This is a genomic window from Kitasatospora sp. NPDC056273 (assembly GCF_042268845.1).
Lineage (GTDB): Bacteria > Actinomycetota > Actinomycetes > Streptomycetales > Streptomycetaceae > Kitasatospora.
The window spans coordinates 94,222-107,830 of record NZ_JBHJSJ010000016.1; the positions used below are offsets into that span (position 1 = coordinate 94,222).

The window sequence follows — 13,609 nt, forward strand, 5'->3', positions numbered from 1 at the left end:
TTACTGCCGGATGCTCAGCGGCGCGGCTCCCAGCGGAAGTAGCGCACCGCGCCCCAGACCGCGAGGGCGAGCCAGATGCCCCCGGTGACCAGGTGCGAGCCGGCGGCGCCCCAGGAGCCGGCGAAACCGGTCGCGGCGGCCGAGCCGTCGGTGCCGAACCAGCCGACGCGGATCAGCTGGAAGGCCGGGGTGGTCGGCAGCAGGCGGCAGATGTTCGCCAGCTGCTCGGGCATGACGTCCAGCGGGACGAACAGGCCGGAGCCGAACTGCATGACCAGCATGACCGGCAGGGTGGTGATGCCGGCGCTCTCCACGGTCCTGGTGAAGGCGCTGGACAGCGCGGCCAGGGCGATCATGGTGGCCAGCGCCAGCAGCAGGCCGACCAGCATCAGCAGCGGGTTGACCGGCACGGTCAGGTGCAGGGCGACGCTGCCGCCGATCCCGATCAGGGCGGCCATCAGCAGGCCGAGGGTGAGCGAGGGGACGGCGGTGCCGAGCAGGATCTCGATGTCCCGGGCCTCGCCGGTGCGCAGCCGCTTGAGGACCAGCTCGCCGCGCCGTCCGACGTACGCGGCGGTCAGGTTGTAGTACACGACGAAGGCCAGGACCATCCCGACCGAGCCGTAGACCAGCAGCGAGTCGACGTCCAGGCCGGGGTTGGACTCGGCCTGCTGCGCCAGCGTGCTCCGGAGGACGACGACCAGGAACAGCGGCAGCACCAGGGCGGTGAACAGGGCCGTGCGGTTGCGCAGCAGCAGGGTGGCCTCGGCCCGGCCGAGGGCGAGCAGCCGGCGGACGGCGGTGCTCTGCGGACCGGCGGTGGTGGTGGCGGCGGCGGTGGTGGTGGCGGTGGTCATCGGGCGGATCCGATCAGGCGGCGGCGGGCGGGGCGGGTGGCGGCGGGCGCCTGCGGGGGGTGCTGGTGGGCGGCCTCGGAGGCGATCGCGAGGAAGGCCTCCTCCAGCGAGGCGCTGCGGGCGTCCAGCGCGCCGAGCGCGATGCCGTGGTGCCGGGCCCAGCCGAGCAGGTCGGTGAGGGTGTCCTGGAGCCCGACGGTCTGCACGGTGACCTTGCGGCCGTCGACGGACAGCTCGGCGCCGGGCAGCAGGGGCAGCGCGGTCCCGGTGAACTCGGGCAGTTCGAAGGAGATCCGGGAGGGCCGGCCGGCGATCACCTCGGCGACGGTGCCGGAGGTGACGACCTGGCCGCCGTGCATGATGGCCAGCCGGTCGGCCAGCTCCTCGGCCTCCTCCAGGTAGTGCGTGGTGAGCAGCACCGTGGTGCCCTGGGCGCGCAGCTCGCGGACCAGCCGCCAGACGGCGGCGCGGGCCTCCGGGTCGAGGCCGGTGCTGGGCTCGTCCAGGAAGAGCACCTCGGGGCGGCCGAGCAGGGCCATCGCGAGGTCCAGCCGGCGCTTCTCGCCGCCGGACAGCTGCTTGACCCGGACGTTCGCCCGGTGGCCGAGGCCGACCAGCTCCAGCGCCTCCGCGACCGGGCGGGCGCCGCTGGTCATCCCGGCCCAGGTGCGGCCGGTCTCGGCGGCGGTGAGCTCGCCGGAGAAGCCGCCCTCCTGGAGCATGATGCCGATCCGCGGGCGGACGGCGCCGCGCTCCGTGAAGGGGTCCCGGCCGAGCACCCGGACGGTGCCGCCGGTGGGCGCGGCCAGGCCCTCGATGACCTCCATGGTGGAGGTCTTGCCGGCCCCGTTGGTGCCGAGCAGGGCGAACAGCTCGCCGCGGCGGACGGTCAGGTCGACGCCGCGCACGGCGTGGTACCCGGTGCTGCCGCCGCCGTAGTGGCGGTGCAGGTCGGTGACCTCGATCACGTCGTCGCTGGGGCGGGAGGGCCGGCTCGTTTCCATGCCCCAAGCCTCCCGTCGGCCGGGCCGTACGGGCAGTGCGCGCCGTCATGACATCGCGGTGGGGACGCACGGGTCGGCGATGACAAATGTCATGGCCGATATCGCCGGCCGCCGGGTGCGGGGGTGCCGGGCCGCCCCGGGAGGGAATGCCGAAGGGCCCCCTCGATTGAGGGGGCCCTTCGTATCTGAGCGGACGACGAGATTCGAACTCGCGACCCTCACCTTGGCAAGGTGATGCTCTACCAACTGAGCCACGTCCGCAGGTCAAACTATTGAGTTGTGCTGTGCTCGCGCACTGCGAGCGGACGACGAGATTCGAACTCGCGACCCTCACCTTGGCAAGGTGATGCTCTACCAACTGAGCCACGTCCGCATGGTGCCTGGTGGGGCACCCGCCGCCTCTTCGGATCTCTCCGTTGCGGCGACGAGGAATACTCTACAGCATCGTTCGGGGTGGTCGCCCCACCCTTTCGGACCGGGCGGGCGGGGCGACCGGGGAGCGGGCTCCCCGCGGGGTCAGTTCGCCTCGGCGAACGCCTCGTACACGTGCTTGGGGATGCGGCCGCGGGCCGGCAGTTCCATCCCGCGGGACAGGGCCCAGGCGCGGACGGCGGCCGGGTCCGGGGTGAGGGCGGTGCGCCGGAAGGACTTTCCGGTGCGGCTCTGCCGGCGGCCGGCGGCGACGAACGGAGCGAGGGCCTCCCGCAGCTTTTCCGCGTTGTCCACGGACAGGTCGATCTCGTACGACTTTCCGTCGACGCCGAAGTGGACGGTTTCGGCGGCGGCGCCGCCGTCCAGGTCGTCGGAGAGCGTGACAACTACACGCTGAGCCATGGGTGTCAATCCTCTCGGGCAATTCGGCCGCCGGTCCGAGGGGGTACCGGGGCCTGATGTGCACCAACTCGCGCAAGCGCGTACGGGCGGGCCGGGCGGCTCGCCTGATACGCAGCACTTGCCGCGACAGGTGGCCCTATTCTGCACCCGAAGGGGGCCGAAATCGAAGAGTCCGGCATTCTTTTCCGGATATTCACGTCTCTTCGGCGGGTTCCTTGATACCGATGTGCGGGTCGGGCGGTTCTGTCCCCAAGTGCCGTATTCGGGTGTTCTCCGGAGGGCGTCGTTCCGAGTGCCGAATCCGGGGAAACCGGCCGGCCCGGGCAGGTGATCGGGGCGCTGGATCCCTTGCTGCGTAAGGGTCTGGGGTCTACGCGCGTCGCTATGCCCGGCCAGCAATCCTGCCCGAAACCACCGGTAGTCTGGAGTTCCCCCGCCTCACCGAAGACACCACCGGGAGTGCCAGTGGCACGCGTCGTAGTCGACGTCATGCTCAAGCCGGAGATCCTCGACCCCCAGGGACAGGCGGTGCAGCGTGCACTGCCCCGTCTCGGATTCACCGGGATCGCCGACGTCCGCCAGGGCAAGCGTTTCGAGCTGGATGTGGAGGGCCCGGTCGACGACGCGGCGCTCGCCCGTATCCGCGAAGCCGCCGAGACCTTTCTCGCCAACACCGTGATCGAGGACTTCACCGTCCGGGTCGAGGAGGAGGGCAAGTGACCACCCGCGTCGGCGTCGTCACTTTCCCCGGCTCCCTCGACGACCGCGACGCCCGGCGGGCGGTCCGTCTCGCCGGCGCCGAGCCGGTCGCCCTCTGGCACCGTGACAAGGATCTCCACCAGGTCGACGCCGTCGTCCTGCCGGGCGGATTCAGCTACGGCGACTATCTGCGCTGCGGTGCCATCTCCCGGTTCTCGCCGGTGATGGAGACCGTCATCGAGCAGGCGAAGCTCGGAATGCCGGTGCTCGGTATCTGCAACGGCTTCCAGGTGCTCTGCGAATCGCACCTGCTGCCCGGTGCGCTCACCCGGAACGACTCGCTGCACTTCATCTGCCGCGACCAGAAGCTGCGCATCGAGAACGCCGGCACCGCCTGGACCGGGGATTACTCCGTCGGCCAGGAAATCGTCGTCCCGCTGAAGAACGGCGAGGGCCGCTTCGTCGCCGAGGAGCGGGTGCTCGACGAGCTGGAGGCGGAGGGCCGGGTCGTCGCCCGTTACCTGGACGTCAACCCGAACGGTTCGTACCGCGACATCGCCGGCATCACCAACGCCGCCGGCAATGTCGTCGGCCTGATGCCGCACCCGGAGCACGCCGTGGAGCCGCTCACCGGTCCGACCACCGAGGGCCTGGGCTTCTTCACTTCCGTCCTGAAGCAGCTGGTGAACGCCTGATGAGCCTCGACACCGTCAAGAACGCCGAGCAGACCCCGGACGCCGCCCAGCCCTGGGCCGACCTCGGCCTCAAGGAGGACGAGTACGCGCGCATCCGCGAGATCCTCGGCCGCCGTCCCACCGGCGCCGAGCTCGCCATGTACTCGGTCATGTGGTCGGAGCACTGTTCGTACAAGAGCAGCAAGGTCCACCTGAAGCAGTTCGGCGAGAAGAAGCCGGATTCGGACGCGATGCTCGTCGGCATCGGCGAGAACGCCGGTGTCGTCGACGTCGGCCAGGGCTACGCGGTCACCTTCAAGGTCGAGTCGCACAACCACCCGTCGTACATCGAGCCCTACCAGGGCGCGGCCACCGGCATCGGCGGCATCGTGCGCGACATCCTGGCGATGGGCGCCCGCCCGGTCGCCGTGATGGACCCGCTGCGCTTCGGTGCGGCCGACCACCCGGACACCCGGCGCGTGCTGCCCGGGATCGTCGCGGGCATCGGCGGCTACGGCAACTGCCTGGGCCTGCCGAACATCGGCGGCGAGGTCGTCTTCGACTCCTGCTACCAGGGCAACCCGCTGGTCAACGCGCTGTGCGTGGGCGTCATGAAGCACGAGGACATCCACCTCGCGCAGGCCTCCGGCGCCGGCAACAAGGTCGTCCTGTACGGCGCCCGCACCGGTGGCGACGGCATCGGCGGCGTCTCGGTGCTCGCCTCCGAGACCTTCGACGACACCAAGCCGGCCAAGCGCCCGGCGGTCCAGGTCGGCGACCCGTTCCAGGAGAAGCTCCTGATCGAGTGCACCCTGGAGATCTTCCGGGAGAAGCTCGTCAAGGGCATCCAGGACCTCGGCGGCGCCGGCCTGTCCTGCGCCACCAGCGAGCTGGCCTCGGCCGGCTCCGGCGGCATGCGGATCGAGCTCGACACCGTGCACCTGCGCGACCACACGCTCTCGCCGGAGGAGATCCTCATGAGCGAGTCGCAGGAGCGCATGTGCGCGATCGTGGAGCCCGACAAGATCGACCGCTTCCTGGAGATCTGCGAGAAGTGGGACGTCATCGCCAACGTCATCGGTGAGGTGACCGACGGCGAGCGCCTGGAGATCTACTGGCACGGCGAGCTCGTGGTGGACGTCCCGCCGCGCACCGTCGCCCACGAGGGCCCGACCTACCAGCGCCCGTACGCCCGCCCCAGCTGGCAGGACGCGCTGCAGGCCGACGCCCCGACCGCCGAGCGGCTGGCCCGCCCGACCACCGGCGAGGGCCTCAAGGCCGACCTGCTGAAGGTCGCGAGCCACCCGAACCAGGCCTCCAAGTCCTGGATCACCGACCAGTACGACCGCTACGTGCTCGGCAACACCGTGCTCTCGGTCGGCGAGGACTCGGGCATGATCCGGATCGACGAGGAGACCAACCTCGGCGTCTCGGTCGCCACCGACGGCAACGGCCGCTTCGCCAAGCTGGACCCGTACACCGGCGCCCAGCTGGCCCTGGCCGAGGCGTACCGCAACGTCGCGGCCGGCGGTGCCAAGCCGCTCGCCGTCTCCGACTGCCTCAACTTCGGCTCCCCCGAGGACCCGGACGTGATGTGGCAGTTCGCCGAGGCCACCCGCGGCCTGGCCGACGCCTGCCTGGTGCTCGGCACCCCGGTCACCGGCGGCAACGTCTCGCTGTACAACCAGACCGGCGAGGTCGCCATCCACCCGACCCCGGTGGTCGCGGTGCTCGGCGTCATCGACGACGTCACCCGGCGCACCCCGCTGGCCTTCGCCGAGGAGGGGCAGCTGCTCTACCTGCTCGGCGACACGGCGGACGAGCTCGGCGGCTCGGCCTGGTCGCAGGCCGTCCACGACCACCTCGGCGGCCTGCCGCCCGCGGTGGACCTGGAGCGCGAGCGGCTGCTCGGCGACATCCTGATCGCCGCCTCGCGCGACGGCATGATCGACGCCGCGCACGACCTGTCCGACGGCGGCCTCGGCCAGGCGCTCGTGGAGAGCTGCCTCAAGGGCGGCCACGGTGCGCGGATCGTCCTGCCCGAGGGCCAGGACCCGTTCGTCCTGCTGTTCTCGGAGTCGGCCGGTCGCGCCGTCGTGGCGGTGCCGCGCAGCGAGGAGCTCCGCTTCAACGACATGTGCACCGCGCGCGGCCTGCCGGCCACCCGGATCGGTGTCGTGGACGGCGACAGCCTGGACGTCCAGGGCCAGTTCAGCGTCTCGCTGGCGGAGCTGAAGGACGCCCACACCGGCGTCATCGAGGCCCTGCTGGCCTGATCGGCCTGTTCGAGGGGCGGGCGGTTCTCCGGAACCGTCCGCCCCTCGGCGTATGTTGAGCCCCATGCCTGCCAAGCCCCGTACGTACCAGCCGCAGAAGGTCCGCGCCGCGCTGGCCGCCCAGACCAGGGCGCTGCGTGCCGCCGTGGACGCGCTCAGCACGGAGCAGCTGGACCTGCCGACCCGGCTGGGGCGGTGGCGGGTCCGCGAACTGCTCGCCCACCTGGCCGTCCAACTCGACTACGTCCCGGCGCACCTGGACGACCGGCCGCAGGGGCGGGCACCGCTGGACCTGTCGGGCTGGGCGGCCGGGGTCGCCACCGTCGCGCCGCTGCTGGACGAGCAGGCCCGGGAGCGGGGCGCGGCGGAGTTCGCCGGGGACGCGGCCTCGGTGGCGGCCGCCTTCGGCCGGGCCGCGGACGCGCTGCTCGCCCTGCTGGAGCGGCCCGAAGCCGCCGACCCGGCGCGGCGGTTCGAGATCCGGCTGGGTTCGATGACGCTCTCCGACATGCTGGTGACCAGGCTGGTGGAGACGGTCGTGCACGCCGACGACCTGGCCGCCGCGCTCGGGCCCGACGCCTTCCCCGGCTCCCCGGTCTCCTCGGTTTCCCTGACCTCCTCGGCCTCCCGGGCTCTCCCGGCCTTCCCGCACGACCGGCAGGCCGTCGCGGCCGTCACCCGGCTGCTGGCCGACGCCTTCGCCGACCGCACCCCGGGCGGCGCGGTCGAGCTGCGGATCCCGCCGTACGCGGTGGTGCAGGCCGTCGAGGGCCCCCGGCACACCCGGGGCACCCCGCCCAACGTGGTGGAGACCGACCCGCTGACCTGGATCCGGCTGGCCACCGGCCGGACGGACTGGGCGGCGGCGGTGGACGCGGCCGAGGTGTCCGCCTCGGGGGAGCGCAGCGACCTGCGGGCGTACCTGCCGGTGCTCGGCTGACCGGCTCCCCGGTGCGGCTCCGGTCCCGCGGGCTACGGGACGGACGGCCCGCTGAGGTAGGTGCCCTCCGCCGAGTACGGCCAGGCGTTGGGCGCGCAGCCCTTGAGACCGTAGATCTGCTGCATCATCGCGGGCGCGGGCTTGCCCTCGCCCGGGCAGCCCTCGTGCCCGTGGCCGATCCGGTGGCCCACCTCGTGGTTGACGATCAGTGCCCGGTACTCCTCCAGCGGGCCGCTGAACTGCGGTGAACCGGTGTTCCAGCGCTTGGAGTTGACGAGCACCTGGTTGCCGACGTTGCAGTTGACCTCGCCGTGGGTGTCCAGTCCGGAGGCGCCGCAGATCCGGTCCACGGTGGCCGGTGAGGCGATCTTCACGGTGAAGTCGTACGGGCCGTCGGCGACCAGCTGGAAGCCGTTCTTGCGGTCGTTGGTCCAGCCGCGCTTGTCGCCGAGGATGCCGTGGACCTGCGCGGCGGCGGACGGGGCGTCGATGCCGATGCCGTCCTCGACCTCGACCCGGTAGCGGCGCACGGTGCCGCGCCCGACCGGCTTGGCGGTGGCGGGGGCGACGGTGAAGGTGCCCGCGCCCTTGGCGGGGCCGGGGTCCGGCGCGGCGGGGGCGGGCGGCGGGGTCGGTGTCGGGGCCGGCGGGGGCGGCGGGGTGTCGGCCGGTGCGGGAGCCGGCGCCGGTGCCGCCGTGGCGGCCTGCTCGGCCGGCGGGGCGACCCTCGCCTGGGTGGTCGGGGTGGTGGCCGGGGTGGCCGAGGGGCGGTTCAGCATGACCGCCGTGGCGCCCAGCACCAGCACGGAGAGCACCAGTGCCGTGAGCATGCCAGGACCGGGTCTGCGCCGCTGCCGGCGGCGTCGGCGACCGCCCTTCCGGGGCGGTGCGGTGCGCCTGCCGACGGATCGGGCTGCAGACATGATCTTCACACTGGCATGGCGAACGGGTGAATGTCCACCTTCCCGTGGGCGGTGCCGGTGCCCGTGGCGGCCGCCCGTCCGGGACGGCGGTTGACCCCTGCGTCTCGGGTGGCAGACTTCAGGGCATGGCGATTCACAGGAATCTTCTCGACGGTCCCGAACCGACCCTGCTCCCGGAGGAGGAGCGGCCCTACCGGATGCTGGCGGAGGAATCGGCCTCCCCGACCCAGGTGGCGGCCGAGTTCCCGGTCTTCTGCCTCGCCTGGGCGATGCTGGCCGACGACGCCTACGCGGCCGGCCGGTACGTCGAGTCGTACGCCTACGCCCGTACCGGCTACCACCGTGGTCTGGACGCGCTGCGGCGCAACGGCTGGAAGGGCCACGGCCCGGTGCCGTGGGAGCACCGCGGCAACCGCGGCTTCCTGCGCTGCCTGGCGGCGCTCGCCCGGGCGGCCGGCGCGATCAAGGAGACCGAGGAGGAGGCCCGCTGCTGGCAGTTCCTGAAGGACAGCAGCGCGGAGGCGTACGCGGAGCTCAAGCAGTAGAGCGGTCGAGCGGCGGAGCCGTAGAGATCGGTAGAGCCGTAGAGAGCGGCAGAGCTGTAGAGCGGTAGACACCCCCGACGTACGGGTGCCCCCGGCGGAGTCCGCCGGGGGCACCCGTTTCTCACGCTCGGGGCGCGGGACCTACGCGGGGCGCGGGCCTCACTTCAGGCGCTTGCCCGCCGAACGCAGCTGCTCGGCGGCCTCGCGCACGCGGGCGGCCATGCCGGCCTCGGCCAGCTTGCCCCAGGTGCGCGGGTCGTAGGTGTTCTTCTTGCCGACCTCGCCGTCGACCTTCAGCACGCCGTCGTAGTTGGCGAACATGTGGCCGGCCACCGGGCGGGTGAAGGCGTACTGGGTGTCGGTGTCCAGGTTCATCTTCACGACGCCGTTCTCCAGCGCGGTGGCGATCTCCTCGGCGGTCGAGCCCGAGCCGCCGTGGAAGACGAAGTCGAACGGGTCGGTCTTGCCGTACTGCTTGCCGATCGCGTCCTGCAGCTCGCGCAGCAGCTCCGGCTTCAGCACGACGTTGCCCGGCTTGTACACGCCGTGCACGTTGCCGAAGGAGGCGGCCAGCAGGTAGCGGCCCTGCTCGCCCAGGCCCAGCGCCTCGGCGGTGCGCACGGCGTCGTTGACGGTGGTGTACAGCTCGTCGTTGATCTCGTGGGTGACGCCGTCCTCCTCGCCGCCGGTCGGGGTGATCTCGACCTCGAGGATGATCTTGGCGGCGGCGGCCTGGGCCAGCAGCTCCTGGGCGATGGCCAGGTTGTCGGCGAGGGTCTCGGCCGAGCCGTCCCACATGTGCGACTGGAACAGCGGGTTCTCGCCCTTGGCCACGCGCTCGGCGGAGACCGCCAGCAGCGGGCGGACGTAGCCGTCCAGCTTGTCCTTCGGGCAGTGGTCGGTGTGCAGCGCGACGGTGACGTCGTACTTGGCGGCGACGATGTGGGCGAACTCGGCGAGCGCGACCGCGCCGGTCACCATGTCCTTGCTGTGCTGGCCGCCCAGGAACTCCGCGCCACCGGTCGAGATCTGGATGATGCCGTCGCTCTCGGCCTCGGCGAAACCACGCAGCGCGGCGTGCAGGGTCTGCGACGACGTGACGTTGATGGCCGGGTAGGCGAACTTGCCCGCCTTGGCCCGGTCGAGCATCTCGTTGTAGACCTCGGGAGTTGCGATGGGCATGCGATCCGCTCCTGTCGGGTTGCGGCGTACGGACGGTGCTGTCCGACGCTGTGTACGCCTTCGTGACGACTCCGTGCCGGCCCGCCGACGCGCGGCGTTGCGGTGGTGGCTCTCCGGCACGTTCGCGGCGACCTGCGCGGTACGGCCATGAGGGTGGTGTGCCACCGCGGACCGGACGCCTGTGCCATCTTCCCAGACTCGTGCCCGCGGGTCAGCAGGAGCCCGCCATGCGGAACGTCGCACGGTACGGGCGCACGGCGGCACCCGGGCGGCCCCGGCGGGGGCCGGAACCGGTCCCGGCCGGGCGCCGTCGGCACGGTACGCCCGCGTCGCCGGCAAGGTGCGCCCGCTATCCTGCGCCCGTGGACTACAACCAGCTGGCCGTCAACCTGCTCGACGCCAAATCCCTGATCTCGTCCCTCGGCGCCATCGGGCTGATCGCGATCATCTTCGCGGAGACCGGCCTGCTGGTCGGCTTCTTCTTCCCGGGTGACTCGCTGCTGATCCTCGCGGGCGTCGCCGCCTCGAACGCAGCCTCCTCGGTGCTCGGTGACGGCGCCAAGCTGCCGATCGCCGTCCTGCTGATCGGCTGCCCGATCGCGGCGATCGCCGGCGCCCAGCTCGGGCACCTGATCGGCGCCAAGGTCGGGCCGAAGATGTTCGACAAGCCCGATTCGAAGATCTTCCGCCGCGACTACGTGGTGAAGGCGGAGGAGTACTTCAACAAGTTCGGCTCCGGCAAGGCCGTCGTGCTGGCCCGCTTCATGCCGATCATCCGCACCTTCCTGAACCCGGTCGCCGGCACCCTGGAGATGCCCGCCCGGACCTTCTTCGTCTGGAACGTGATCGGCGGCGTGCTGTGGACCGAGTCCATGCTGCTGATCGGCTACTTCTTCGGTGACGCGCTCGCCCCGGTGATCGACAAGTACCTGATCCCGGCGGTGCTGCTGATCGTCCTGCTGTCCATCTCGCCGATCCTGATCGAGGTCATGCGCGAGCGGAAGAAGAAGCGGGCCGGCGTCGGCGCCGAGGTCGACGAGGAGAGCCAGGTCCAGGCCGGCGGCGGCCGGCACCGGCGGGGCTGAGCGCCCGCCGCTCCGGACACGGCTAGGGCCGGTGCTGTTTCACGTGAAACAGCACCGGCCCTCGGTCGTTCGTCGCCCCGGCGTTGTCGTCCCGGCGGGTCGGGGTCAGAGACCCAGGTCGTCCAGGGTGTACGCGGTCACGTACTCCAGGCCCTGGGCCTCGACGGCGGCCGCGCCGCCGCGCTCCACGATCACCGCGACGCCGACCACCTCGGCACCCGCCTCGCGCAGCGCCTCCACGGCGGTCAGCACCGAGCCACCGGTGGTGGAGGTGTCCTCGACGGCCAGCACCCGGCGGCCCTTGACCTCCGGGCCCTCGATCCGGCGCTGCAGGCCGTGCGCCTTGCCGGTCTTGCGGACCACGAAGGCGTCCAGCTGCTGCCCGCGCGCGGCGGCGGCGTGCAGCATCGAGGCGGCCACCGGGTCGGCGCCCAGGGTCAGACCGCCGACGGCGTCGTACTCCAGGTGCGAGGTCGCGTCCAGCATCACCCGGCCGACCAGCGGGGCGGCCACGCCGTCCAGCGTGATCCGGCGCAGGTCGACGTAGTAGTCGGCCTCCTTGCCGGAGGAGAGGGTGACCTTGCCGTGCACGACGGCCTTGTCCTTGATCTGTGCCAGCAGGGCGTCGCGGTCGTTGCTCATGAGCGTTCAGTCTAGGCCCTGGCAGTCCCCGCGGCTCTCCGGGCTCGCACCCGGCCGGCGCCAGGTCAGCGGCGGCGCAGCGCCCTGACCAGCACCACGGCACCGCCCAGCAGGGCCACCGAGCCGCCGATCACCCACGGCACCGCGTTGCGGCCGCCCGCGCCCGGCACCACGATCCCGCCGGCCTCCCCGCCCCAGCGGGACGCCGCCCGGGCCCGCGCACTGCGGGCGGGCAGCGCCGGGGCGTACGGGCCGCGCGGCGGGGCGTGGTCCACCTCCTCGGCGGACCGGCCGACGATGCTGCGGCGCACCGGGCCGGAGAGCACCGGCTCGTCCTCGTACGCGAAGAGCGGCTCGGCGGGCAGCTCCTCGGCGACGCCGTCCTGCCCGGCGGAGCCGTCCGCGGCCTCGCCCTCGCCCTCGACGTCGTTCTCGTCGTCGTCGGCGGAGCCGGTGGGCAGACCGAAGCGCTCGGCGTCGGCGTCGGAGAAGGCGATCAGGTCGGAGAGGTCGTCGTCCAGGTCGTCGCCGGGCTGGTCCTGGCGCTCCTCGATGAAGACCACACCCGCGCCGGTCGAGGTCTCCGCGGCCTGGTCCTCCTGCTCCTCCAGGTCCTCCGAGCCCTCCTGGTCCTGCGGCTGCTCGCCCTCCGGGGCGACCAGCGCGGCGGCGAACCTGTCCAGCAGACGGCGGCCGGTGGCGTCGAGGGTCTCCTCGTCGAACTCGGTCAGCCGGCCGGTGGCGCTCAGGTCGCCGGTGAAGCGGATCGCCGCGGTGCCCTCCTCGGCGCCGTCCACGACGCTGACCCGGACGGTCGCGGTCGCCTCACCGCTGCCCCGGGCCTCCTCGCCCTCGGCGAGCACGGTCAGCACGCCCTCCCGGCCCTCGATCAGCGACAGCACGCCCTTGTACGTGATCGTGGAGCCGCCGATCCGCAGCTTCAGCCGGCCGCCGATCTCCTCGGCCGCACCGGACCCGGCCGCGGCCGGCTCGGTGCTCAGCCCCGGCACGCTCCGCGCCAGCAGCGCCGGATCCTGCAAGGCCTGCCGCACCAGCTCGGCGGACATCGGGACGACAACCTCATGCTCCATGCCACGGAGCCTACCGACTGGTCCCCGCCCGGTCCCTACCCACCACCACCAGATTTTCCCCGCCCCACCCGTTCCCTTGGCCGTCGCACCATCTCGCCACCCCGGGCCCGGGGCCGCCCCGCCCACCGGCCCGGCACCCTCCGGCCCCGCAGGCCCGAGGCTGCGCACGCCCACCGACCCCGCGCCCTCCGGTGCTGCCCCACCCACCCGGCCCCAGGCCCGGGGCCGCCCACAGCCCTGCGCACCGGGCCCGCGCCCATCCACCGGCCCCAGGCCCGGGGCCGCCCCGCTCACGGGCCCCGCATCCTCCGGCCCCGCCTCGCCCACTTGGCCCTGCAGGCCCGGGGCCGCCCACGGTCCTGCCCATTGGGCCCGCGCCTATCCAGCGGCCCCCGGGCCCGGGGGCTGCCCTCCCCATCGGCCCCGCACCGCGATGGGACCCGCTCCGTCGCCCGTCGTCCGGCGGCCGTCCGCCCCGCAAGGTGGGCCGGGGCCATGGGCCTTCTCCTGCCTGGGCGCGCTCCCCGGCTGCCGAGCGGCCCCGCCCGTGTGGGGGCTTGCCGGGCGAGGAGCCCGTTCTTCCGGGCCTCCCCGCGCGAGAAGTCGGCTGGATCGACTTCTCGCGCAGCGGCGATGGGGGCGGCGAGTCGATCACCGCTCCGACTGCGGGCGGACCCCGGGGAGCGGAGGGCTTCTGCCCGCCTCGGCCCGCTTCGCGGATGCCGGGCGGCCCCTGCCGTGTCCGGCGGGGGCCGCTTCCTCCGGCCGCTCTTCCCGGGGCGTCGGGTGCGGCCGGTGGCGGCCGCGGGGCCGTCGGAGCGGCGGTGCGGGTGCGGGGTTTCCGGCTGTCGGCCTCA

At 72.8% G+C, this 13,609-nt stretch carries 13 protein-coding genes and 2 tRNA genes; 6 read left to right on the forward strand and 9 right to left on the reverse strand.

The genetic code is table 11. The features are described 5' to 3' along the window. Positions 1–14: 14 nt before the first annotated feature. The 5 genes from ACFCY1_RS17110 to ACFCY1_RS17130 form a co-directional block, all read right to left on the reverse strand. Positions 15–857, reverse strand: coding sequence for an ABC transporter permease (locus tag ACFCY1_RS17110; protein WP_375875058.1), 843 nt, complete (start codon positions 855–857; stop codon positions 15–17). Continuing rightward, entirely contained in the window at positions 854–1,861 is a 1,008-nt protein-coding gene (locus tag ACFCY1_RS17115) for an ABC transporter ATP-binding protein (RefSeq protein WP_074001868.1), read from the reverse strand. The genes ACFCY1_RS17110 and ACFCY1_RS17115 overlap by 4 nt, the downstream gene beginning before the upstream one ends. Positions 1,862–2,049: 188 nt before the next feature. Further along, positions 2,050–2,122: transfer RNA gene (locus ACFCY1_RS17120), tRNA-Gly, on the reverse strand. A gap of 39 nt (positions 2,123–2,161) precedes the next feature. Then, positions 2,162–2,234, reverse strand: a tRNA-Gly gene (locus tag ACFCY1_RS17125). A gap of 143 nt (positions 2,235–2,377) precedes the next feature. Then, positions 2,378–2,695, reverse strand: a complete 318-nt coding sequence (locus ACFCY1_RS17130; protein ID WP_030056585.1) for an Lsr2 family protein — start codon at positions 2,693–2,695, stop codon at positions 2,378–2,380. 465 nt (positions 2,696–3,160) lie between these two features. Here ACFCY1_RS17130 and purS point away from each other — a divergent pair, with 465 nt between their 5' ends. From purS to ACFCY1_RS17150, 4 genes are all read left to right on the forward strand, one after another. Further along, the gene (gene purS / locus ACFCY1_RS17135; RefSeq protein ID WP_049654013.1) at positions 3,161–3,415 is read left to right on the forward strand and encodes a phosphoribosylformylglycinamidine synthase subunit PurS; all 255 of its coding nucleotides are present in this window, start codon (positions 3,161–3,163) and stop codon (positions 3,413–3,415) included. Beyond that, positions 3,412–4,089, forward strand: coding sequence for a phosphoribosylformylglycinamidine synthase subunit PurQ (purQ, locus tag ACFCY1_RS17140; protein ID WP_049654011.1), 678 nt, complete (start codon positions 3,412–3,414; stop codon positions 4,087–4,089). The genes purS and purQ overlap by 4 nt, the downstream gene beginning before the upstream one ends. Continuing rightward, positions 4,089–6,344 carry a phosphoribosylformylglycinamidine synthase subunit PurL gene (gene purL / locus ACFCY1_RS17145; protein ID WP_074001867.1) on the forward strand — a complete coding sequence of 752 codons (2,256 nt, stop codon included), beginning with the start codon at positions 4,089–4,091 and terminating at the stop codon, positions 6,342–6,344. Before purQ ends, purL begins: the two co-directional genes overlap by 1 nt. A gap of 64 nt (positions 6,345–6,408) precedes the next feature. Then, positions 6,409–7,284, forward strand: coding sequence for a sterol carrier family protein (locus tag ACFCY1_RS17150; protein WP_375875059.1), 876 nt, complete (start codon positions 6,409–6,411; stop codon positions 7,282–7,284). Between the two features lie 32 nt (positions 7,285–7,316). On the opposite strand, the gene ACFCY1_RS17155 is transcribed toward ACFCY1_RS17150, so the two are convergent. Then, positions 7,317–8,114, reverse strand: a complete 798-nt coding sequence (locus tag ACFCY1_RS17155; protein ID WP_375875060.1) for a DUF3152 domain-containing protein — start codon at positions 8,112–8,114, stop codon at positions 7,317–7,319. Positions 8,115–8,332: 218 nt separating this feature from the next. On the opposite strand from ACFCY1_RS17155, the gene ACFCY1_RS17160 reads away from it, so the two are divergent. Next, a complete protein-coding gene (locus tag ACFCY1_RS17160) occupies positions 8,333–8,752 on the forward strand; it encodes a DUF3151 domain-containing protein (RefSeq protein ID WP_049659647.1) in 420 nt (139 codons plus the stop codon). Positions 8,753–8,911: 159 nt separating this feature from the next. Here the strand turns inward: ACFCY1_RS17160 and fbaA are convergent, their stop codons facing one another. Continuing rightward, positions 8,912–9,934 carry a class II fructose-bisphosphate aldolase gene (gene fbaA / locus ACFCY1_RS17165; protein WP_049659648.1) on the reverse strand — a complete coding sequence of 341 codons (1,023 nt, stop codon included), beginning with the start codon at positions 9,932–9,934 and terminating at the stop codon, positions 8,912–8,914. Positions 9,935–10,296: 362 nt separating this feature from the next. Between fbaA and ACFCY1_RS17170 the strand changes: the two genes are divergently transcribed. Next, positions 10,297–11,019 carry a DedA family protein gene (locus tag ACFCY1_RS17170; protein WP_049659650.1) on the forward strand — a complete coding sequence of 241 codons (723 nt, stop codon included), beginning with the start codon at positions 10,297–10,299 and terminating at the stop codon, positions 11,017–11,019. Positions 11,020–11,124: 105 nt separating this feature from the next. Here the strand turns inward: ACFCY1_RS17170 and pyrE are convergent, their stop codons facing one another. Further along, positions 11,125–11,661, reverse strand: a complete 537-nt coding sequence (pyrE, locus tag ACFCY1_RS17175; protein ID WP_049659651.1) for an orotate phosphoribosyltransferase — start codon at positions 11,659–11,661, stop codon at positions 11,125–11,127. A gap of 65 nt (positions 11,662–11,726) precedes the next feature. Beyond that, the gene (locus tag ACFCY1_RS17180; protein ID WP_375875061.1) at positions 11,727–12,752 is read right to left on the reverse strand and encodes a hypothetical protein; all 1,026 of its coding nucleotides are present in this window, start codon (positions 12,750–12,752) and stop codon (positions 11,727–11,729) included. Positions 12,753–13,609 lie beyond the last annotated feature (857 nt).